Source organism: Pseudomonas sp. SBT1-2, from assembly GCF_028640875.1.
In the GTDB taxonomy this organism is placed as follows: domain Bacteria; phylum Pseudomonadota; class Gammaproteobacteria; order Pseudomonadales; family Pseudomonadaceae; genus Aquipseudomonas; species Aquipseudomonas chlororaphis_I.
This window is the reverse complement of record NZ_JAQZAA010000118.1, coordinates 1-22,943: the sequence shown is the minus strand read 5'-3', so window position 1 is coordinate 22,943 and position 22,943 is coordinate 1. Positions and strand designations below refer to the sequence as shown.

The window sequence follows — 22,943 nt, the reverse complement described above, 5'->3', positions numbered from 1 at the left end:
CCGAGTATCGCCGATCACTGCCCCAGGTGCAGCAACAGGAAATCGATGAACGCCCGCGACTTGTGCGGCAGGTGCGAACTGTTGGGAAACACCACGTTCACCGACTGCGAAGGCAAGGCGTAGTCGGGCAGCAGGCGCACCAGTCGGCCGCTCGCCAGGTCGTCCTCGACCACCCAGCCGGGCAGTACCGACACCCCCAGGGACGACAGGGTCATGGCGCGAATGGCGGTGGAAGAATTGGACTCGAAATGATTGGGCCCGCTGACCTCGACCTGGCCCAGTTGCGGGTGGTTCAGGGTCCAGTTGGTCGGCCCTTGCAGGTTGCTGTTGGCGATCCACGGCACGCTGTTCAGGTCCAGGGGCTCGACCACCGGATGGCGCACCAGAAAGTCCGGGCTGGCCACCAGGACGATGTCGTAGTCGGCCAGCTTGCGGCTCTTGAAAGCCGAGTCGGCGAGGTTGCCCAGGCGGATCACCAGGTCGAGTTTTTCCGCCACCAGATCATTCAACGAAGAGTTGAAGTTATAACAAAGACGGATCTCCGGATAACGTTCGGTGAACTTGGAAATGATCGGCAGTATATAGCGTTCGCCATACTCGCTAGTTGAACTGAACCGCAACTTACCGGAAATACGATTATGCCCGTGCAGGACATTTTCGAAGGCATTGTCGATATCCGCGACAATGCCCTTGAACTCGTTATAAAAGTCCTGGCCTATTTCCGTCAGGGATATATTGCGGGTATTGCGGATCAACAGGGTCGCCGACAAAACTTCCTCGAGCGCCTTGACATGCAGGCTGGCCATGGCTTTGCTGATGCACAGGTAATTGGCCGCCTTGGTATAGGAACCGAAATCGACAACCGCCAGGAATGTCTGGACGCGATTTAGATGCGTGTGCATGTTATAGCTCACTGTTTTTGTAAATCATTGTTAAATCCCATCAAACAATGTTTCAAGTATAGGCGTATCGACACCCTCGGTCTATCGCTCCTATGATCCCGCCGCAAAAGGGAGATCATATGACTTATCGCTACAAAGTGGCTCTTATATTCCTCATCGGATTCTTTATCGACTGTATAAACATATTCATGTCGGCCGTGGCTTTACCGAGTATTGCCCATGACATGCAAGTCTCGACTTCATCCGTGGCCTGGGTGGCCAATGCCTATATTCTCGGCCTGACCCTGATCATTCCGGTAAGCACCTGGCTGGCCGGACGATTCGGCAGCCGCGAAACCCTCACCGCCTCGATGCTGGTGTTCAGCACCGCCGTATGGATGTGCGGGATGGCCGGCAGCTTCCATGAGCTGGTGATCTGGCGCTTCGTCCAGGGCATCGGCGGCGGCTTGCTGATCCCGGTGGGCCAGGCCCTGACCTTCAACCTGTTCCAGGGCCCGCAGCGGGCCAAGATCTCCACCCTGGTGATGGCCGTCGCCCTGATCGCCCCGGCCATCTCGCCGACCATCGGCGGCGTGATCGTCGACAGCAGCTCCTGGCGCTGGGTGTTCCACAGCAACATTCCGTTCTCGCTGATCGCCGCCGCCCTGTCCTGGTTGTGGATCAAGGAAGCCCGGCCCGCCAGCCTGGCGCGCCCGGACATCAAGGGCCTGCTGCTGGTCAGCGCGGCCCTGGGCAGCCTGCTGATGGGCATGTCGCTGTACGGCGGCGACTACCCGCCGCTGGCCGCCCTGAGCTGCCTGATGCTGGGGGGCACCTGCGTGGTGCTGTATGTCCTGCACTACCGCCGCTGCGACAACGCCATCGTCGAGTTGAGCCTGCTCAAGAGCAAGAAGCTCAGCACCTCAATCTTCATCTACTACGCGATTCCCGGGGTGTTCACCGGGGTCAACCTGCTGAGCATCTTCTTCCTGCAGAACAGCCTGCACTTCAGCGCCAAGCTGACCGGCATGTTCATGATCCTCTACGCCGGCGGTGCCTTCATCGCCATGCTGGTCTGCGGCCGGGTCTACAACCGCTTCGGCGCCCGGCGCCTGTTCACCCTCGGCATGCTCCTGCACAGCGCCGGCATCGCCACCCTGTACCTGGTCGACAGCGCCGCCGACCTGCCGATCATCGTCATCGCCTACTGCCTGATGGGCATCGGCGGCGGCATCGGCGCCAACACCGCGCAAACCACTTCGCTGATGGACTTCGAAGGTGCCGATACCCACAAGGGCAGCGTGATCTGGAACATCAACCGGCAGATGTCCTTCAGCATCGGCGCCGCGCTGTTCCTGATGATCTACAACCTGCTGCTCGCCAGCCTGGCGTCTACCCCGGCCTATCACCTGACCTTCGTCATCGCGGCGGTGATGGGTCTGTTACCCCTGTTGCAGATGAGCAACCTGACCACGCAAAAGGAATGTCATGCACAACACAATCGTTGAACAGGCCAAACACAGCATCCATGCGGTCCACGAGCTGATCCACGCGGTCTTCACCGACCTGGACGGCAACGGCGCCGCCGCCATCGACCGCCTGCTGCCGGCCTTCGCCGAGCACTTCAGCATGGTCACCACCGCAGGCGCCATCGTCAGCCGCGAGCAGGTCGAACAGATGTTCCGCGGCGCCGTCGGTGCCCGCCCCGGCCTGGAGATCCTCGTCAGCGACATGCACACCGTCTGGCACGAAGGCCACAGCGCGGCGATCCGCTACAAGGAAACCCATCGCCTGGAGCAGAAGGAAACCTCACGCCTCTCGGTGGTGGTGATCCGGATCCATGAGCACTCGGCCCAGTGGCTGTACCTGCATGAAACACCGTTAAGCTGACAGCGAGTCACCCCATGAATTACCAGATCACCCAGTGCCTGATGCTCTCGCCAAGCATCAAGGAAATCACTCTGGCGCCTCTTGTGCCGGCCCCCTGCGAGGCCACCGCCGGGGCCCACTTCAAATGGTGGATTCCCCAACTCGAGCAATGGCGTCATTACTCCCGGGTCGAACTGGCCGAACATGAGCTGCCCCAGGGCAGCCTGGTGTTCGCCATTCGCCTGAACCCCGACTCGCTCAGCAGCGCTTATATCCGCCAACTGAGCGTTGGCGACCAGGTACGGCTCGACGGCCCGTTCAATGCCTTCGACTACCAACTGGACGACAGCGACGGCGCCGACATCGCCCTCGCCGGCGGCATCGGCATCACGCCGTTGACCGGCATCCTCGGGCATCTGCGAGCCCGGCAGCGCCCGGCGCGGCTGCACTATTTCGCCAAGAGCGCGGACGACGCTGCCTACGCCGCGCAGATGCGCGAGCTGTTGCAGGACAGCCTGAGCCTGCACTGCTCCGACTCGGCCGAGGGGCGCCCGTCGGTGGCCGCGGTGCTGGGCCAGTTGCAGCCCCGGGATCGCCTGTATGTGTGCGGCCCGCAAGCCATGCTCAACGACGTGTTCAGCCATGCCCAGAACCTGGGCTTTCCTCGCGAACGCATCCACTTCGAAATCTTCAACACCACCCTGGCGGAAGACGAACCCGGCTTCGCCGTGCATGCCGCGGACTCCGGCATCGACCTGCGGGTGCAGCCCGGCCAGTCCCTGCTCGACGCCCTCGAAGAGGCCGGCCTGGAGCCGCTCTACGACTGCCGTCGCGGCGAATGCGGGGTGTGCGAGCTGGACGTGCTGGAAGGTGAAGTCGATCACCGCGATTTCATCATGAGCCCGCAGCAGGCCGCCTGCAGCAACAAGATCTACCCCTGCGTATCCCGGGCCAAAGGCCCAAGCCTGAAACTGGTCATCTAAAGAGAGAACCTCGTTGGACAACTACTTCAACGGCAAGGAAGTGCATCGCACGCTGTTCCTTGATCCGTCGCTCTTCGAGCGAGAACAACAACAGGTGTTCGCCGCCAGCTGGTGCTACCTGGGCCATGAAAGCCTGGTCCCGGAAACCGGCGACTTCTTCACCGGCGACATCGCCGGCCAACCGCTGGCCATGGTCCGGCAGAAAAACGGCGAGATCGTCGTGCTGCACAACCGCTGCCCGCACAAGGGCGTGAAAGTGCTGGCCGAGCCGCAAGGCAATGTCGGGCGCTTTATCCGCTGCCCCTATCACGCCTGGACCTTCAAGACCGACGGCCAGCTGCTGAGCATCCCGGTGAAAAAAGAATACGACGACTGCGACCTCAGCAGCTGCGCCGCCCACAAGGGCATGCAGCCGGTGGCCGCGGTGGAGAACTACCGGGGCTTTGTGTTCGTGCGCCTGAAGGAGCAGGGCGTCGGCTTCAACGAGTTCTTCGGCGACTCGCTGTCGACCCTGGACAACATGGTCATGCGCTCGCCCCAGGGGCAGTTGCGCGCCATCGGCCAGCCCTTGCTGCACCGCCACCGCTGCAACTGGAAGATGGTGGTCGACAACCAGACCGACACCTGTCATCCGATGGTCGCCCACGAATCCTCGGCCGGCGAAGCCATTCGCCTGTGGAAGGAAACCGGGCATGACGGCCAGCCGCCGATGGCCGTGGAACTGTTCTCGCCGTTCATGGCGTCCTACGAGTTCTTCAGCGCCATGGGCATCCGCACCTGGCCCAACGGCCACGGCCATACCGGCGTCAGCAACTCGATCCACAAGGCCTACTCCAGCATCCCCGGTTACTGGGAGCTGATGGTCGAAAGCTACGGCGAAACCCAGGCCGCGGCGATCCTCGACGATACCCGGCACAACACCGTGTATTTCCCCAACCTGATGGTCAAGGGACCGATCCAGACCCTGCGGGTGATCCGCCCGGTCTCGGCCTGCGAAACCGTGGTCGAGTCGTGGATCTTCGAGCTGGTTGGCGCGCCGGTGCAGCTGCTGGAAAGAACCGTGCAGTACAACAACCTGATCAACTCGCCGTGCTCGATGGTCGCCCACGACGACGTGGAAATGTACGAGCGGGCCATGGACGGGCTGCGCAGCCAGGCCAACGACTGGGTGAACGTCGCCCGCCTGTTCGAACCGGGCGAATCCCATGAGCAGACCCAGGTGGTGTCCGGCACCAGCGAACGGGCCATGCGCAACTTCTACAACACCTGGCAGCAGCTGATGCAGGCCCCAGACGGATCGACCGCCCATGGATAACTCGCCCCTCGAACAGCTGATCTACCAAGAGATCGCGCTTCTCGACCAACAGGATTTCGACGCCTGGCAACAGCTGCTGTGCGACGACTTCCACTACTGGATTCCGCTGCGCCACGATCAACCCTGCCCGTTGCGCGAATCCTCCCTGCTGTATGAGGACCGTTTCCTCACCACCCTGCGCATCAACCGCCTGGCCAGCGCCCGCAACTTCTCGCAGCAGCCCAAGAGCCGCAGCCTGCACATCGCCCAGCGGCCGGCGATCAGCCTCGACCCGGACGGCCTCAGCGCCCGTTGCCTGACCCCCATGCTGTATTGCGAGGCCCGTGGCGACAGCGAATGGCATTACCCGGTGACCGTGGAGCACCAACTGCTGTGCCTCGCCGGCCAGTGGAAAATCCAGCGCAAGAAAGTCCTCCTGCTCAATCCGTCCCGCGCGTTTGAAAGCCTGCAGCTCATCATCTGATTTCCGAGACCCTTACCTGTGAACTCCTCCCACTCCGGTTTCGAAGAAACCCAAGGCACCCGCTCGTTCCCCAACATCGACCTGTTGTACGACTATGGGCAGTTCCTGCGCCGTGCCACCCAGGCCATCGGTCACCTGCCACCGGCGATCGCCGACAAGCACATCGGCATCGTCGGCGCCGGCCTCAGCGGCCTGATCGCGGCCTATGAACTGCTGCGCGCCGGCGCCACCCGCATCACCCTGTTCGAAGCCTCGAAAGACCACCTCGGCGGGCGTTTCCTGACCCAGTGCTTCGACGAAACCCAACCGCAGTTCATCGCCGAGATGGGCGCCATGCGTTTCCCGCCGAGCGAAGTCGGCCTGTTCCATTACCTGGACCGCTTCGGCATCGGCACCACTGAGGCTTTCCCCGACCCTGGCGTGGTCGACACCGAAATCCACTACCGCGGCGAAACCCACCACTGGCCGGCCGGGGAAAATCCACCGCCGATCTTCAACACCGTGCACCGCGGCTGGAACGCCTTTCTCAAGGAGGGCGTGCGCCTGGACGACGGCACCTTCCTGGCGCCGCCGCTGCTGCTCACCGAGCTGCTGGAAAAGCAGCAATACGCCGAAGTGCAGCCGGAGTGGCAACGCTACCTGGACTGCTTTGGCGATCACTCTTTCTACTCGGCCATGGTGCAGATCTTCACCTCGAAAAACCCACCGGGCGGCAAGCGCTGGCGCAAGCCGGAAGATTTCCACCTGTTCGGCTCCCTGGGCATCGGCTCGGGTGGTTTCCAGTCGGTGTACCGAGCCTCGTTCACCGAGATCCTGCGCCTGGTGATCAACGCCTTCGAAGTCAACCAGCGGCTGGTGCCCAACGGCATTTCCACGCTCTGGGAGCGGATCGCCGACGAGGAATTCCATGGCATCGCCCTGCGCGACCGGATCTGCCGCACCCGCATCGAATCCATCAGCAAGGGCGCCGACGGGCAGATCCTGCTGCAAGGCTGCAACGGTGAAACCTATGGCTGCGACCGGGTGATCACCACCGCCACCACCCGCGCCCTGCAAGTCAACATGCGCCTGACCCAGGCCGAGCAGTTCGTCAATCGCGATGTCGCCCGGGCGATCAACGAAACCCACATGGTCGGCTCGTCCAAGCTGTTCATCCTGACCCGCGACAAGTTCTGGCTCAAACATGGCCTGGCGCAGAACATCCAGACCGACACCCTGGTCAAGGGCGTCTACTGCCTGGACTACGCCCCGCAGGACCCGGACTCCTGGGGCGTGGTGCTGATCAGTTACACCTGGGAAGACGACTCGCACAAAATGGTCTCGATGACCGACAAGGTCCAGCGCTGCAAGCGCCTGGTGGACGAACTGGCGATGAGCGCGCCGGAGTTCGCTAGCCACCTGGTACCGCTGAACGGCGACTACCAGCGTTATGTACTGGAGTACGACTGGCTCACCGACAAGCAGGCCCTGGGCGCGTTCAAGCTGAACTTCCCGGGCGACGACCTGTACTCCCAGCGCCTGTTCTACCAGTTCAAGACCGCCCTCGACCCGCAGCAGGACACCGGCCTGTACCTGGCCGGCTGCGGCAGCTCGTTTACCGGCGGCTGGGCCGAAGGCGCGGTGCAGACCGCCCTGAACGGCGCCTGCGCGGTGATCGCCAGCCTCGGTGGCGAACTGCTGGAAGGCAACCCGCTGTTCGATCTGCAATCGCACTTCCGCTATTGCTGAGCCCAGGCCCCCACCGACTTTCGTTGAGACTTTTTCATGTACAGCCAGCTTTCGATCGAAGCGCTCGTTGACGGGTTTCGCCAGGGCAAGCTCTGCCTGGACTCCTGGCACCGCACGCTGCTCGAGCAATACGCCGACGCCGGGCACCTGAACAGCTTCATCAGCTTCGCCCCGCAGGCGTTCAGCGGCGACACCGGCACGCCAGAGCAGCGCCAGTTGCCGCTCTACGGCATCCCGGTTTCGTTCAAGGACAACATCAATGCCAGCGGCCTGCCGACCACCGCCGGCACGCCCGGCCTGGCCGACTACCAGCCGGCCGCGGACGCCGGCATCGTCCAGCGCTTCAAGGCGCTGGGCGCGCGGGTCGCCGGCAAGAACAACATGCACGAGCTGTCGTTCGGCGTGACCTCGGCCAACCTGAGCTATGGCGCGGTGGTCAATCCGCGCCACCTGCAACACAGCGCCGGCGGCAGCAGCGGCGGTTGCGCCGCGGCCGTGGCCGCCGGCCTGGTGCCCTGCGCGGTGGGCACCGACACCGGCGGCTCGGTGCGGATTCCCGCGGCCTTCTGCGGCGTGGTGGGTTTCCGCCCGAGCACCGGGATCTACCCCGGCGATGGCATTGTCCCGGTGTCCCAGACCAAGGACTCGCCGGGCCTGCTGACCCGCAGCCTGGAAGACGCGCTGTTCGTGCACTGGCAGCTGACCGGTGCTTCCTGCGCCGCGCCGATCGAGCCCAAGCGCCTGCGCATCGGTATTCCCCAGCAGTTCTTCTGGTCCGAGCTGGAGACCAAGGTCCACAGCGACTGCCGCGCGGCGATCGATTGCCTGGCCGATCAGGGCGTGGAGATGGTGCCGGTGGACGACCGCCTGATCGGCGAGATCAACGAAAGCATCCAGTTCCCGCTGCCGATCTTCGAGTTCTTCATCGACTTCCCGCGCTTCCTGCTGAAGGCTGGCTGCGGCGAGCGGTTTCTCGAGATCCTGGCGCAGATCCGCGACCCACAGATCAAGAAGACCCTTATGGCGCAGTTGGAGAGCCCGGCCATTTCCTATGAGGACTACGTGCAGGCCTTGATGAGCAAGATCCGCCTGGATCGCGAATACGCCGGGCTGTTCCAGCAGCACCGGCTCGACCTGATCGCCTACCCGACCGTCAGCTGCACCGCGCCGCTGCTGAGCGACAGCGGCGCTCAGGAGCATTTCGAGCGTTTCGTACGCAACACCGATCCGGCCAGCAACCTGGCGGCGCCGAGTGTCAGCGTACCGGTGGCCGCCGCCGGCAGCCTGCCGGTCGGGCTGTCGTTCGACGCCTTGCCCGGGCAGGACGACCGGCTGCTGCACATGGCGCAGCAACTGAGCCGCCTGCTGGCCCTGCGCTGAGTCGCCGCCCGGGTGTGCGGGAGCCGGCCTGCCGGTTTCCCGCTGCCCGAGGCGCCCCTCGCTACCTCCAATAACAATTTCATTGCAGGCCTTGCCATGCGCGGTACGTCCATCGCTTCATCCCCTTCAACCTCCCATCGCACGGTCGCCGAACGCCGGCCCTCGGTCATCGGCGGCGCCATGATCATCGGCGGCACCATTGTCGGAGCCGGCATGTTCTCGCTGCCGGTGATGATGTCGGGGCTGTGGTTCCAAGGCTCCCTCGCGGTGCTGGTGCTGTCGTGGTTCTGCACCCTGCACTCGGGGCTGATGATCCTCGAAGCCAACCTCAACTACCGGCCGGGGGCGAGTTTCTCGACCATCACCCGCGACCTGATCGGCCGGCGCTGGAGCCTGTTCAACGGCGCCACCCTGGTGTTCGTCCTGTACATCCTGACCTATGCCTATATCTCGGCCAGCGGCTCGGTGATCCGCCACACCGCCCACACCCTGGGCCTGGAGATTTCCTCGCGCAACGGCGGCCTGCTGTTCGCCCTGGCGGTGGCCCTGGTGGTCTGGCTCAGCACCGCGGCGGTCAGCCGCATCACCACCCTGGTGTTCGGCGCCAAGATCCTTGCCTTCTTCCTGACCTTCGGCGGCCTGCTCGGCCATGGGCAGCCACAGGTTTTGCTCGATCGCGGCAACCCGCAACCGGACTACCTGCCCTATCTGTTCATGACCCTGCCGTTCTGCCTGACCTCCTTCGGCTTTCACGGCAACGTGCCGAGCCTGATGAAGCACTACGGCAAGGACCCGCAGCGCATCCGCAACTGCCTGCTGATCGGCACCCTGATCGCCCTGGTCCTGTACACGGTGTGGATGCTCTGCACCATGGGCACCCTGCCCCGCGATCAGTTCAAGGACATCGCCCGCCAGGGCGGCACCATCGATGTATTGATCAGCGCCCTGGGCGGCATGCTCAACAGCGCCCGGGTCGACCTGCTGCTGACCCTGTTCTCCAACTTTGCCGTGGCCTGTTCGTTCCTCGGCGTCACTCTCGGCTTGTTCGACTACATCGCCGACTCCCTGGGCTTCGACGACAGCCCCCGGGGCCGCCTGAAAAGCGCGCTGGTCACCTTCGCCCCGCCGATCGGCTGCGCGCTGATCTGGCCGGAAGGCTTCATCCTCGCCATCGGCTTCGCCGGCCTGGCGGCGACCGTCTGGGCGGTGATCACCCCAGCCCTGCTCGCCCATGCCTCGCGCAAACGCTTCGCCAGCCCGCTGTACCGGGTCTGGGGTGGCACGCCGATGATCGTCCTGGTGCTGCTGTTCGGCCTGGCCAATGCCCTGGCCCACCTGCTGTTCAGCTTCGACCTGCTGCCGGTCTGGCGTTAGCCGGGAGCCGGGCAAAAAAAACCCCGCCGGAGCGGGGCTGAAACGAAAGGAGCTTTAACGGATGAGAAAGAGCTCTTTACAGCAAGTGCAGCGGCATCAGAACACGTACTGCGCGCGAACGATGAAGCCGTCGCCGTCGTCGTCGCCGGTACGCTTGGCCGGTGTACCACCGCTGGCGGCCGTGGCGTTGGTGACCTTGTCGGTCTTGGCCTTGACGTAGGTGGCGGAGATTTTCACTGCTTCGTTGGCGTACCAGTTCACACCCAGGTTGTGCACCTTGACTTCGGCATCGCCGACGTCGCGGGTCAGGCTGGCGGTGGTGATGTTGTCGTCTTCGACGGTCATGCTGTCGTAACGATAGAACAGTTCCCAGGCGCCGAAGGCTTTGTTGGCCGGCTTGATGGCGTCGAACTTGCCAACCTTGTAGCCGCGGGATTCGCCGGTCAGGGTGTAGGCGCCCTGCACGTAGAAGCCATGGCCCTTGATGTCTTCGTAGGCGTTGGAATCAGCCTTGGTCTTACGGGTGATGTATTCACCCTGGATCGAGGCCGGGCCCATGGCAAACGCGGCTTCCAGACCAAAAGCGGTGTCACGGTCGTAGGAGCCGGCTGGCGAACTGGAGCTGCCGCCCAGCACCGGACGGTTGCCGTTGGTGCCGGCATCGTTACCACCCAGGGTCTCGACGCCACGCATGCCCATGCGGGTGCGATAACGGGAGTCGAAAGCGGTGTCGGAGACATCGCGCGAAGCCACGTTCACACCGAAGTGCAGGACGTTGCCGGCATCGTGCATCGGGGCGAAGACGAAGCGACCGTTGACCTGCTTGACGCTGTCGCCGTCGGTGTCGTCGGTGTCCTTGCTGAACACGCCGGCCGAGGCATAGAAGGAATCGGCGAAGGTGCTGGAAGCCTGCAGGCCCATGCCGTTCTGGTGGGTGTTGGCCCAGTCGACCATGTCGTAGGCGATGTTACGTTCCGGCGCGGTGACCCACTTGGAGCTGGTGGCTTTTTCCAGGCCGAAGTCCGGGTCGAAGCGACCGACCTTGATCGACACCGGCTTGAAGCCGTTGTAAGCCAGCGAGGCTTCGTCGAAGTAGCCGTTATCGGAGTCGCCGGTATTGTGGGAGAAGTCGTAGTTGATGGTGTAGGCCCAGTCGGTGTACAGCACGCCGGACAGTTCGAGGAACGCGCGACGGAAGTAAGCGGCGTCGGCGGTGTCACCGTTCTTGGTGTAGACACCGTCGAAGCGGCTGTAGTCGGCTTGCAGGCGACCACCGAGCTTGAAGCTGAACTCTTTGTCTGTGGTGGCGACCTCAAGGCCGCCCTTGGTCTTGACTACGATATCGGCGCCATCGGTGGTGACGGTGCCAGCGAAAGCCTGGGCGGTAACTGCCAGGGCCAGGGCGCTGGCGGCAAAACCGGCGAAGTGCTTACGGATCATCGAAGATTTCCCCTAATTGGTGGTCTGTAGCGCTGGAAAAAACACGCGAGTCAGGCCCGCTTGTGTTGGGAGGGAATCTTGGCGGCGGGTTATTTCAGGGGAGTTGCTGATAGATAAAGATTTGATGACAGCGGAACTTTTTTACTTCCAAACGAAATAAGGCAAAAAGCCTGTACTAGAGCCTTGGGCGGGGGATTTTGGAAAAAACGGGATCCAATGTAGCCGCTACCACAGGCTGCGATCGACCCGGGCCGTGTTCGGAGAACGGCCGCGGCGACTTCAAGATCGCTGAAGGCCTTCGGCCTTATCGCAGCCTGCGGCAGCGGCTACAGGAGTTGGTATGTCTTGCAGGCATTGGTGCAGCCGCTGGCGAAGCCTGCGATCGACCCGGGCCGTGTTCGGAGAACGGCCGCAGCGACTTCAAGATCGCTGAAGGCCTTCGGCCTTATCGCAGCCTGCGGCAGCGGCTACAGGAGTTGGTATGTCTTGCAGGCGTTGGTGTAGCCGCTGGCGAAGCCTGCGATCGAGCGCGAAGCGGTCGCGCTCTTGAGGCTTCAGCGGCTACGGGAGGATGGTCGGGTGAATCAGGCGTTGCGCTTGCGCTCGGCGGCCAGGCGTTCGGCCAGCGCATCAACATCGGCGACAGGCGCTTCGGGCATCTTGCGCAGGGTGGCCTGCATCAGGCGCATCTGCCGCAGGAAGCGCCGGCAATTGGGGCAGAACAACAGGTGATGGCGCTGGATCAGGCGCTGGCGAAAGCTCAGCTGACCATCGAGATAGTCGCTGGAGCGTGCCACTTGTTCCTTGCAGGTCAGCATTGGCCGGTCTCCTCGAAGTGCTCCACCGTGGCAAAAATCTTCAGCCGCGCCCGGTGCAGCAGCACCCGGACATTGGAGAGGGAAATGTCCAGAAGATTACAAATCTCCTCCAACTCCAGGCCCTGGCGCTCGCGCAGGGTCAACACGCTGCCCTGCAGTTCCGACAGGCTCAGCAAGGTGTGTTCCAGGCATTCGCGCAGCTCGGCCTCGGTGAGCAGGGCTTCCGGGGTGTCGGCGTGCCAGGCGAACGGCGCCACCAGCCAGTGACCGTCAGCGGAAGAAAAACGCTCGTCGCCAATGGTGCCATGGGGGGACGGCAAGTCATCCAGCAGGACTTCCCGACGATTTTGTTTGTAGCGGCTTTTCGCCGAGTTGGCGGTGATGGTCAACAGCCAGGTCTTGAGGCTGGAGCGCCCCTGGAAACCCGCCAGGTTGCGCACCACCGACAGCCAGGCATCCTGCACCACTTCGTCGGCGTGGCGCTGGCCGACAATGGCGTAGGCCACGGCGCGCATCGCGCTCTGGTAGGTACTGACCAGTTCCTTGTAGGCCTTTTGCTCGCCGGCCAACAGGCGTTCAAGCAGTTGCGTGTCGTCAGCTGCGGACATTCATGCCTCGTAATCGGAATCAGGGATCGCAGCCGCCCAGCGCCGCCGGCCCCATGCAGGAGCCGACGGCCAGCGCTTCAGCAGCTGCGATCCATAAGACTGTCAACGCTTGCGCAGAAGCACACTGCCAATCGAATAACCGGCGCCGAACGAGCTGAGCACCGCCAGCGAGCCGCTGGGCAGGTCGTCCTGGTTCTTGTGGAAAGCGATCACCGAACCGGCCGAACTGGTGTTGGCGTAGGTGTCGAGAATCACCGGCGCTTCCTCTTCGGTGGCTTCGCGGCCCAGCAGTTTCTTGACGATCAGGTGGTTCATGCTGAGGTTGGCCTGGTGCAGCCAGAAACGCTTCACGTCGCTGACGTTCAGCTGGTTTTCCTGCAGGTGCTCGGCGATCAGTTCCGCCACCATCGGGCAGACATCGCGGAACACCTTGCGGCCTTCCTGCACGAAGAGTTTGTCCGGCGCGCCGATGCCCTCTTCCGCGGCGCGGTTGAGGAAGCCGAAGTTGTTGCGGATGTTGTTGGAGAACTTGGTCAGCAGCTTGGTGCTGATGATGTCGAACTGGTACGGCGAGGTGGCCAGGTCAGCCCGTTCGATAATCACCGCGGTGGCTGCGTCGCCGAAGATGAAGTGGCTGTCGCGGTCACGGAAGTTCAGGTGGCCGGTGCAGACTTCCGGGTTGACCATCAGGATCGCCCGGGCCTGGCCCAGTTGCACGCTGTTGCAGGCGGCCTGGATGCCGAAGGTGGCCGAGGAGCAGGCCACGTTCATGTCGAAACCGAAACCGGCGATGCCCAGGGCTTCCTGGACTTCGATGGCGATGGCCGGGTAGGCGCGCTGCAGGTTGGAGCAGGCGACAATCACCCCGTCGATGTCCGCGGCGGTCCTGCCAGCGCGTTGCAGGGCCTGTTCGGCGGCGCCGATGGCCATCTGGCAGAGCACCGACCATTCGTCGTTGGAACGCTCGGGCAGACGCGGGGTCATGCGCTGCGGGTCGAGGATGCCGTCCTTGTCCATGACAAAGCGGCTTTTGATGCCGGAGGCCTTCTCGATGAAGGCCGCGCTGGATTCGGTCAGGGCCTGAACGTCGCCGCGCTCGATCGCTTGCGCGTTGTCGGCGTTGAACTGATGCACGTAGGTGTTGAAAGACTCCACCAGCTCTTCGTTGGAGATGCTGTTGGCCGGGGTGTACAGGCCAGTGCCGCTGATGACGACGTTATGCACGGTCGTTCCTCTATTCTGTTCAGGCAGAAGGTATTGGCACCGTCGTACCAAACCGTAAATGGTCTATCCCGACTGGCGGAATAGGACCTGACATCGCTTTATTCCGCTTTGCCCGGGCGGCGAACGCTCAAAACCGCGGGGCCGGCATTTATAACGGCGAAGTTTGCCATAAACGCCGGCGTTTGGCCCTATCGGCAAGCGTAATCGCCGCCATCACAGATCGCTGTAGCCGCTGCCGCAGGCTGCGATCGACCTCGAAGAGGGCGTGCTCCCTGAGATCGCGGGAAGGTCCTTCGGACCTTATCGCAGCCTGCGGCAGCGGTTACAGGCGTCGTATCAGGCTTCCACCTGGCTCCACTGCTTGTTCAGGCGCTTGTCGGAAATCGGCGCCTTGGTGCCCAGTTGCTGGGCGAACAGCGACACTCGATATTCCTCCAGCCACCAGCGGTACAGCTCCAACTGCGGGTCGCGCTTGCCTTCCTGGGCATGTTTGCCGGCGCGGGCCTGGTACTGGTTCCACAGGCCGGCCAGTTCGGTACTCCAGACCCGGTCCTTCTGCACCTGGCTGCCGAGTTTCTCGAAACGCAGCTCGACGGCCTTGAGGTAACGCGGCAGCTCCTTGAGCCATTGCGCCGGGGTCTCGCGGACAAAACCCGGGTACACCAGGTGGCTTAGCTGCGACTTGATGTCGTTCAGCGCCACCGCCTGGGCCAGGTCGATCCTGCCCTTGAAGCGCTTTTGCAGGCTGTGCCAGAGCTTGAGGATATCCAGGGTCAGGCGCGCCAGGCGCTCGGCGTGCTCGGTCCAGTTGCCGCGCTTGCGTTCGGCCAGCGACGCCAGGCCGGCGCCATCCCGGGGCAGGCTGTCCTCGCCGTCCAGCACGCAGCTGTCGAGGCTGGCCAGCAGGATGTCCTCCACCAGGGCGTCGACGCGCCCCAACTCGCGATACAGCAGGCCCAGCTCGGTCAGCCCCGGCAGCTTGTTGCGCAGGAACTTGGCCGGCTCGGCCAGCTGTTGCAGCAACAGGCGCTGCAAGGCGCGACGATGCTGGAACTCGGCTTCGGCCGGGGTGGAGAAACGCCCTTCCTTGACGGTCCCGCCTTCTTCTACCAGCGCCGGATACACCGTCATCGACAGCCCGGCGATCTTCTGCTGGGTTTTCTCCGCCACCGCAGCGAACACCTTGGCCTCCACCGGCTGCTGGCTTTTCGCGGTTTGCGGCACCGCCAGGGCGGCCTGGCTGGCTTCGGCGAAACGCGCGGTCAGCTCGGCCAGGTCGCGGCCTTCGCCGAGGAACTTGCCCTGGGCGTCGACGATTTCCAGGTTCATCCGCAGGTGGCTTTCCACCTGTTGCGCCGACTCGGCCCAGGCCTCGTCGCTGACCCGTGCCCCGGTCATGCGCAGCAGCTCGCGACCCAGCGCCTGGGGCAGCGAGCCCTGGGCGAAATCGATACGCGCCAGGGCCGCCTTGACGAAGTCCGGCACCGGCACGAAGTTCTTGCGCAACGCCTTGGGCAGGTTGCGCACCAGGGCGATGCACTTGGCTTCCACCAGCCCCGGCACCAGCCATTCCAGACGCTCGGCGGGCAAGGCCGGCAGCAACGGCGCCGGCACCCGCAGGGTCACGCCGTCCCGTGGATGGTTGGGCTCGAAGTGGTAACTCAGGGCCAGTTCCAGATCGCCGATCTGCAAGGTGTCCGGGTACTGCATGGCGGTGACTTCGCTGGCCTCGCGGGCCAGCACGTCTTCCTCGCGCATGATCAGCAGTTGCGGGTCTTTCTGGCTGTGCACCCGGTACCAGCTGTCGAAGGTCGCGGTCTGGTGGATCTCCGCCGGCAGGCGTGCGTCGTAGAAGGCGAACAGGGTCTCCTCGTCGGCGAGGATGTCGCGGCGCCGGGCCTTGGCTTCCAGTTCGTCGAGCTGTTCCAGCAAGCGCGTGTTGGCACTCAGGCACTTGGCTTTCGACTGGATCTCGCCACGCACCAGGCCTTCGCGGATAAACAGCTCGCGCGACACCACCGGGTCCACCGGGCCGTAATGCACCGGGCGGCGGCCGACCACAATCAGGCCGAACAGGGTGATCTGCTCGTAGGCCACCACCTGCCCGCGCTTCTTCTCCCAATGGGGTTCGAAGTGGTTCTTCTTGATCAGGTGCCCGGCCAGCGGCTCGATCCAGTCCGGCTCGATCTTCGCCACCATGCGCGCATAGAGCTTGGTGGTTTCCACCAGCTCGGCGGTCATCAGCCACTGCGGACGTTTCTTGCCCAGCCCGGACGACGGGTGCACCCAGAAGCGCCGCTGACGGGCACCGAGGTAGTCGCCCTCCTCGGTCTTCTGGCCGATCTGGCTCAGCAGGCCGACCAGTACCGCCTTGTGCAGCTTGGGATAGTCGGCCGGCTCTTTGTTCAGGCTCAGTTGCAGGTCGCGGCAGATCAGGCTCAGCTGGCGATGAGAGTCGCGCCACTCGCGCAGGCGCAAGTAGTTGAGGAAATTCTTGCGGCACCAGTTACGCAGCGGGCTGGCGGTCAGCGCCTGGCGCTGCTCTTCGAAACCGCGCCACAGATTGACCAGCCCGGCGAAATCCGAGTCGGCGTCCTTCCATTGCGCGTGGGCCTGGTCGGCCGCCTGCTGGCGCTCCGGCGGTCGCTCGCGCGGGTCCTGGATCGACATGGCGCTGGCGACGATCAGCACTTCCTGCAGGCTGCCCAGCTTCGCCGCTTCCAGCAGCATGCGGCCCATGCGCGGGTCCACCGGCAACCGCGCCAATTGACGGCCCAGCGGCGTCAGCTGGCTGTTGCGGTCCACCGCCGAGAGTTCTTGCAGCAGGTTGAAACCGTCGCTGATGGCCTTGCCATCCGGCGGCTCGATAAAGGGAAACGCAGTGATTTCACCAAGGCGCAGATGGAGCATCTGCAGGATCACCGCCGCCAGGTTGGTGCGCAGGATCTCCGGGTCGGTGAATTCCGGACGGCCGTTGAAATCCTCTTCGCTGTACAGGCGCACGCAGATGCCCGGCTCGACCCGGCCGCAGCGGCCTTTACGCTGGTTGGCGCTGGCCTGGGAAATCGCCTCGATGGGCAGGCGCTGGACCTTGGCCCGGTAGCTGTAGCGGCTGATGCGCGCGGTGCCGCTGTCGATCACGTAGCGGATGCCCGGCACGGTCAGCGAGGTCTCGGCGACGTTGGTCGCCAGTACCACTCTGCGGCCCGGGTGCGACTGGAAAATCCGCTGCTGCTCGGCCGGCGACAGGCGCGCATACAACGGCAGGATTTCGGTGTGCTTGAGCTGGGCCTTGCGCAGCATCTCGGCGGCGTCGCGAATCTCCCGCTCGCCCGGCAGGAATACCAGCACGTCACCCGGGCTGCGACGCTCGCTGCGCTCATGGGCGGCGATTTCGTCGAGGGTGGCGAGGATCGCCTGGTCCACCGTCAGGTCGTCCTCGACCCGGTTGCCCTCTTCGTCCTGCTCCAGGGTCAGCGGGCGGTACCAGGTTTCCACCGGGAAGGTACGGCCGGAGACCTCGACGATCGGTGCATCGTCGAAATGCTTGGAGAAGCGCTCCAGGTCGATGGTCGCCGAAGTGATGATGACCTTGAGGTCCGGACGCCGCGGCAGCAGGGTCTTCAGGTAGCCCAGCAGGAAGTCGATGTTCAGGCTGCGCTCGTGGGCTTCGTCGACGATGATCGTGTCGTAGCGTTCCAGGTAGCGGTCGTTCTGGGTTTCCGCCAGCAGGATGCCGTCGGTCATCAGCTTGATCAGGGTGTTCGAGTCGCTCTGGTCCTCGAAGCGCACCTGGTAACCCACCAGGGCACCTAGCGGCGTCGCCAGCTCTTCGGCGACCCGGCTGGCCACGCTGCGCGCGGCGATCCGCCGAGGCTGGGTATGACCGATCAGGCCGTGCTGGCCGCGACCGATTTCCAGGCAGATCTTCGGCAGCTGGGTGGTTTTACCCGAGCCGGTTTCGCCGGCGATGATCAGCACCTGGTGCTTTTGCAGCGCCGCCTTGATCTCGTCGCGCTTGGCGGCGATCGGCAGGCTGTCGTCGTAGCGAATCGACGGCACGCTGGCGCGCCGCGCCGCCACCTGGGCGCAGGACGCCTGCATGCGTTCGACCCACTGCCCAAGCTTGGCCTCGTCGGGTTTCTTGCGCAGCTCAAGCAACTGCCGGCGCAACCGGTGGCGGTCGGCGAGCATGGCTTGGTCGAGGTTTTTCAGCAGTTGGTCGGTCATAAAGGCAGCTACAAGCTTCAAGCGAAAAGCCGCAAGATTAACGCAGCTTTACGCTTTTAGCTTGCCGCTTGTAACTTGCCTCTTGCCGCTGCTCCCTCTATTCGTTGTCCCGGTCCTTGCGCCGGTACGGGAACACATCGATCACCTTGCCGGCGCGAATGGCGTTCTGCAGGCCTTTCCAGTAATCGGCGTTGTACAGCTCGCCGTGCAGCTGGTCGAACAGCTTGCGCTGCCCGGCGTCGGCGAACAGGAACGGCGGGAATTCCTCGGGGAACACGTCCAGCGGGCCGATGGAATACCAGGGCTCGGACGCCATCTCGTCCTCCGGGGTGCGCGGCGCCGGGATGTGGCGAAAGTTGGCTTCGGTGAGAAAGCAGATCTCGTCGTAGTCGTAGAACACCACCCGGCCATGGCGGGTGACGCCGAAGTTCTTCAGCAGCATGTCGCCGGGGAAGATATTCGCTGCGGCCAGCTGCTTGATCGCCAGGCCGTAGTCGTCCAGCGCCTCGCGCACCTGGGCCGGGTTGGCGTGGTCCAGGTAGAGATTGAGCGGGGTCATGCGCCGCTCGGTCCAGCAGTGGCGGATCAGCACCGTATCGCCCTCCACCGACACCGTCGACGGCGCCACTTCCAGCAACTCCGCCAGGCACGCCGGATCGAACTTGCCCAGGGGAAAGCGGAAATCGGCGAACTCCTGGGTATCGGCCATACGCCCGACCCGGTCGACGCTTTTCACCAGGCGGTACTTCTCGATCACCGTGGCGCGGTCGACGTTTTTCGACGGCGAGAAGCGGTCCTTGATGATCTTGAACACGGTGTTGAAGCCCGGCAGGGTGAACACGCTCATGACCATGCCGCGCACGCCCGGGGCCATGATGAACTGGTCGTCGGTGTTGGCCAGGTGGTTGATCAGCGCCCGGTAGAACTCGGACTTGCCGTGCTTGTAGAACCCGATGGAGGTGTATAGCTCGGCGATGTGCTTGCCCGGCAGGATGCGCTTGAGGAAACCGATGAACTCCGCCGGCACCGGCACGTCGACCATGAAATAGGAACGGGTGAAGGAAAAGATGATCGACACCTCGGCTTCGTCGGTGATCAGCGCGTCGATCTGGATGCCCCGCCCTTCGCGGTGCAGCAGCGGAATCACCAGCGGCCACTGCTCGTCGTGGGTGTAGATGCGCCCCACCAGGTAGGCCCCCTTGTTGCGGTACAGCACCGAGGAAAACAGCTCCACCGCCAACTCCGGGTCCTTGCATACCCAGTCCGGCAGGTTCTCCCGCAGCTGCGACTCCAGGCGCCGCAAGTCGCCGGACAGGTCGGCATAGGCCTCGCTGAAGCGGTAGTCGACGAAGATCTGTTCGAGCATCGTCGACAGATGGCCTTGCGGCCGGTAGGTGCGGGTCTGCGCGGCCCGGGCGCGGCGCAGGCTCGGCCGCGTGGTGTGGATGAACATGCAGCCGTCGCTGATCAGGTCGTGGCTGAACAGGCCGCAGAAGGCCGAGTTGTACCAGGTCTCGGACAGCTCATCGTCGAAGCGCAGGTCGATCAGGCTGATATAGGCGCTTTTCACCAGCGGCCACTGATTGACGTCGAGCAGGGTCTCCAGGTCGAACGTCGTGCGCAGCCGCTGCACGGTCTCGCCGACCTTTTCCTCGTACAGGTTGATCCGTGCCGCCGAGGCGGTCTGCGCCTCCTGCCACTGCGCTTGCTCGAAGCGCGCTCGGGCACCGTCGGTGATCTGGCGAAAGTGCTCGCGGTAATCGTCGAAGCCATCGAGGATCGTTCGAGCGATATCGGCGGCGGGCCATTTCTGCGGCATGGTGAGACCTCTGCGGGAATTCGGAAAGGCCTGAGCTTAGCCAGTGAACCGGGTGCAGGAGAAGTGCAATTTTTCCGTAGCGAGAAGGATCCCGCCCATTCGACCGCAAGATAGCGATTGCTCGCGCCCCGTCTCTCGGCAACACTCTCGCCCTGCCGAAAAAAGGGCCGTTGCAGGAGCCATCAAAGGAGTTGCGCCGTGAGACTTGTCGATACCCTGCGTTTGTTGTCCCTGGCCGCGATCTGGGGCGCGAGTTTTCTGTTCATGCGCATCATCGCTCCAGTGATCGGCAGCATTCCCACGGCCTTCTTTCGCGTCTCCATCGCCGCCACCGGCCTGTTGGTGATCCTCGCGCTGATGCGCATCAGCTGGGACTTCCAGGGCAAGTTCAAGACCGTGCTGCTGCTCGGCGTGATCAACTCCGGCATCCCCGCCACTATGTATTCGGTGGCGGCCCTGGTGCTGCCGGCCGGTTATTCGGCGATCTTCAATGCCACCACGCCCTTGATGGGCGTGCTGATCGGCGGGCTGTTCTTCCACGAGAAACTGACCCCGACAAAAATCGCCGGGGTCAGCCTGGGCCTGTTCGGCGTGGGCATCCTGACCCGCGCCGGCCCCATGACATTCGACCTGGAACTGCTGCTGGGCGCGCTGGCCTGCCTGCTCGCCACCACCTGCTACGGCTTCGCCGGCTTCCTCGCGCGGCGCTGGCTGGACCAGGCCGGCGGCCTCGACAGTCGTCTCTCGGCCCTGGGCAGCATGCTTGGCGCCAGCCTGTTCCTGCTGCCGGTCTTCGCCTACAGCGCCATCAGCCAGCCGCCCGCCAGCTGGGGCGGCTGGAGCGTCTGGCTGTCGTTGCTGGGCCTGGGCCTGGCCTGCACCGCCTTTGCCTACATCCTGTATTTCCGCCTGCTGAGCTCGATCGGCCCGGTCAAGTCGATGACCGTGACCTTCATGATCCCGCCGTTCGGGGTGTTGTGGGGGGCGTTGCTGCTGGACGAGCCGCTGTCCATGGCTCACCTGTATGGCGGTGTACTGATCGCCGCGGCCTTGTGGCTGGTACTCAAACCGGGAGCCCGGGTCGCCTCGCCCCAGGAACTGGCGGATCGCTGATCGCGTCGATTCCCCGGCATTGCGAGCGGTCCTGAAACATGGGCGCGCTCGCCACTTGCACAACAGTCTCGATCAGGCTTGAGCGGAATCGAACTGCATATCGGACACCGTAACTTCCGCCCTTCGGCAAAAAAACTTAAAATAATAAAAAACCATCGTCTTCTAAAAAATAAATACTGCCCTCTCAATAAAAACATCTCCTCAAGCAAAAAAAACATTACCCCGCCGTCTTTATTTTTTACCCTCCCTTTCTTTTATCCCCTCGTCCAAACCCCATAAAACTTGAACGCAATTCGCAAAAAAAGCCCGCACCAGACAGTTCCACTGACAACAACAACGAACTAACCATAACCAACAAAGATTATTCTCGACCCCCATAAAGATATTTCTGAAAAGTTTCAAAAAAGCTCCCAACCTCTCTCCCCACGTATATTCCCGCCTTCTTCTTTATTAAGTTACCGGCCCGCTCACAACTTCCCCGGACAACTTGATCAGTTATTCAACGCTTATGAACAGATCACTCAGACCGCACTGTTACAGCACCGGTCCTATTGCACTTCATAGCCAGAAAACTCCTCTCCCGGCCAGGAAGCGCCTTGCGCCTCTGTGCAGCCATCGAACGCTTTCACCCCTCGGCGCGCGCCGCTGATCCCTAGCGCACTCGACGCCGTTTCCACTCCTCCGACCACACAGGCACAGCCTTGGAAAAGAAGACCATGACACCCCACAGTTTCAGACCCTCCAGCACCGCCCTCGCCGTCGCACTGGCGTTGAGCACCTTCGCCCCGGCCGTACTCGCGACGACGAACTGGACCGGAGACGCCCATCACTTTGTCTATGACGAGGATGGCAACGCCCATCGCGTCAACGACAGCAATGCCTGGGAAAACAGTGGTAACTGGAGCAACGGCGCTCCCGCCAGCAATGAGGCGGTCAATATCGATCGACCGCTCCCCGGGCTGAGCAACCAGGTCGCGCAACTGGACAGCGCCCGAACGGTCGGCAGCCTGAACGTTGGCACCGCCAACAACGGCCTGGGCCAATTGAATGTCGGTGGCAGCGGCAAGCTGAATGTCGGTGACGGCTTCACCCTGGGCACCGTACAGGGCGCCACGGGCAAGGCCACCTTCAACAACGGCGCGACCTTGAACACCGGCGGCGACCTGATCGTCGGCAAAGGCGGCTCCGCCGACCTGAACCTCAAAAGCGGCTCCCAAGCCCACTCCCAGGGCGACACCCTGATCGGCTCCGAGCGTGGTGCAACCGGCACCCTCATCGCCGACGGCGGGTCAACCCTGACCAGCGATAAGCGCCTGGTGGTCGGCGGCGCCGGCAACGGCACCCTGCTGGTCAAGAACGGCAGCCAGGTCAACAGCCAGGACAGCAGCATCGCTGCCGACCTGGGCTCCACTGGCACCGCCAGCCTCGATGGCGCGGGCAGCCTCTGGAAGACCTTGGGCGACATGATCGTGGGCCAGTCGGGCAACGGCTCGCTGTCGCTGACCAACGGCGCCAAGGTACAGACCGCTGGCAATACCGTGATCGCTGCGCAAAAAGGCTCAAGCGGTAAGGTCAGCGTCGACAACGGCACGCTGTCCACCGACAAGACCCTGATCGTCGGCGGCGCCGGCAACGGCGTCCTGGACGTCAAGAACGGCGGTCAGGTCAACAGCCAGGACAGCATCATCGCTGCCGACC

Annotated in this window: 16 protein-coding genes and 1 pseudogene; 10 read left to right on the top strand and 7 right to left on the bottom strand. The window is 63.4% G+C overall.

Annotated features, from left to right (window positions below):
- Positions 1-14: 14 nt before the first annotated feature.
- The gene (locus tag PVZ78_RS30890; RefSeq protein ID WP_257374640.1) at positions 15-902 is read right to left on the bottom strand and encodes a LysR family transcriptional regulator; all 888 of its coding nucleotides are present in this window, start codon (positions 900-902) and stop codon (positions 15-17) included.
- 119 nt (positions 903-1,021) lie between these two features.
- On the opposite strand from PVZ78_RS30890, the gene PVZ78_RS30885 reads away from it, so the two are divergent.
- From PVZ78_RS30885 to mtr, 8 genes are all read left to right on the top strand, one after another.
- Positions 1,022-2,389, top strand: a complete 1,368-nt coding sequence (locus tag PVZ78_RS30885; protein ID WP_273829774.1) for an MFS transporter — start codon at positions 1,022-1,024, stop codon at positions 2,387-2,389.
- Positions 2,370-2,771 (top strand): hypothetical protein, encoded by a 402-nt coding sequence (locus tag PVZ78_RS30880; protein ID WP_028681883.1) that lies wholly within the window; start codon positions 2,370-2,372, stop codon positions 2,769-2,771. The genes PVZ78_RS30885 and PVZ78_RS30880 overlap by 20 nt, the downstream gene beginning before the upstream one ends.
- Positions 2,772-2,785: 14 nt before the next feature.
- Complete coding sequence (locus tag PVZ78_RS30875; protein ID WP_273829773.1) at positions 2,786-3,733, top strand: flavin reductase family protein; 948 nt, start codon at positions 2,786-2,788, stop codon at positions 3,731-3,733.
- Between the two features lie 13 nt (positions 3,734-3,746).
- On the top strand, positions 3,747-5,048 hold the full coding sequence (locus PVZ78_RS30870) for a Rieske 2Fe-2S domain-containing protein (protein WP_041987007.1): 1,302 nt from the start codon (positions 3,747-3,749) through the stop codon (positions 5,046-5,048).
- Positions 5,041-5,511, top strand: coding sequence for an aromatic-ring-hydroxylating dioxygenase subunit beta (locus PVZ78_RS30865; protein ID WP_009047599.1), 471 nt, complete (start codon positions 5,041-5,043; stop codon positions 5,509-5,511). The genes PVZ78_RS30870 and PVZ78_RS30865 overlap by 8 nt, the downstream gene beginning before the upstream one ends.
- Before the next feature lie 18 nt (positions 5,512-5,529).
- Positions 5,530-7,239 carry an NAD(P)/FAD-dependent oxidoreductase gene (locus PVZ78_RS30860; protein ID WP_053268456.1) on the top strand — a complete coding sequence of 570 codons (1,710 nt, stop codon included), beginning with the start codon at positions 5,530-5,532 and terminating at the stop codon, positions 7,237-7,239.
- Between the two features lie 36 nt (positions 7,240-7,275).
- Entirely contained in the window at positions 7,276-8,619 is a 1,344-nt protein-coding gene (locus tag PVZ78_RS30855) for an amidase family protein (protein ID WP_273829772.1), read from the top strand.
- Positions 8,620-8,715: 96 nt separating this feature from the next.
- Complete coding sequence (gene mtr / locus PVZ78_RS30850; protein ID WP_273829771.1) at positions 8,716-9,993, top strand: tryptophan permease; 1,278 nt, start codon at positions 8,716-8,718, stop codon at positions 9,991-9,993.
- A gap of 96 nt (positions 9,994-10,089) precedes the next feature.
- Here mtr and PVZ78_RS30845 read toward each other — a convergent pair whose 3' ends face one another.
- The 6 genes from PVZ78_RS30845 to aceK all read right to left on the bottom strand — a co-directional run bounded on the left by PVZ78_RS30845 (position 10,090) and on the right by aceK (position 20,132).
- Entirely contained in the window at positions 10,090-11,433 is a 1,344-nt protein-coding gene (locus PVZ78_RS30845) for an OprO/OprP family phosphate-selective porin (protein WP_009047595.1), read from the bottom strand.
- A 584-nt stretch (positions 11,434-12,017) separates the two neighbouring features.
- Complete coding sequence (locus PVZ78_RS30840) at positions 12,018-12,251, bottom strand: anti-sigma factor family protein (RefSeq protein ID WP_009047594.1); 234 nt, start codon at positions 12,249-12,251, stop codon at positions 12,018-12,020.
- Complete coding sequence (locus PVZ78_RS30835; protein WP_009047593.1) at positions 12,245-12,859, bottom strand: RNA polymerase sigma factor; 615 nt, start codon at positions 12,857-12,859, stop codon at positions 12,245-12,247. The genes PVZ78_RS30840 and PVZ78_RS30835 overlap by 7 nt, the downstream gene beginning before the upstream one ends.
- Before the next feature lie 102 nt (positions 12,860-12,961).
- The gene (locus PVZ78_RS30830) at positions 12,962-14,083 is read right to left on the bottom strand and encodes a beta-ketoacyl-ACP synthase III (protein WP_009047592.1); all 1,122 of its coding nucleotides are present in this window, start codon (positions 14,081-14,083) and stop codon (positions 12,962-12,964) included.
- Between the two features lie 336 nt (positions 14,084-14,419).
- The gene (gene hrpA, locus PVZ78_RS30825; RefSeq protein WP_273829770.1) at positions 14,420-18,313 is read right to left on the bottom strand and encodes an ATP-dependent RNA helicase HrpA; all 3,894 of its coding nucleotides are present in this window, start codon (positions 18,311-18,313) and stop codon (positions 14,420-14,422) included.
- A gap of 97 nt (positions 18,314-18,410) precedes the next feature.
- Entirely contained in the window at positions 18,411-20,132 is a 1,722-nt protein-coding gene (aceK, locus tag PVZ78_RS30820; RefSeq protein ID WP_273829769.1) for a bifunctional isocitrate dehydrogenase kinase/phosphatase, read from the bottom strand.
- A 198-nt stretch (positions 20,133-20,330) separates the two neighbouring features.
- Between aceK and PVZ78_RS30815 the strand changes: the two genes are divergently transcribed.
- Positions 20,331-21,245: a DMT family transporter gene (locus tag PVZ78_RS30815; protein ID WP_025805080.1), complete on the top strand. Its 915-nt coding sequence runs from the start codon at positions 20,331-20,333 to the stop codon at positions 21,243-21,245.
- Between the two features lie 716 nt (positions 21,246-21,961).
- A pseudogene (locus tag PVZ78_RS30810) lies at positions 21,962-22,943 on the top strand (autotransporter domain-containing protein); the annotation flags it as partial.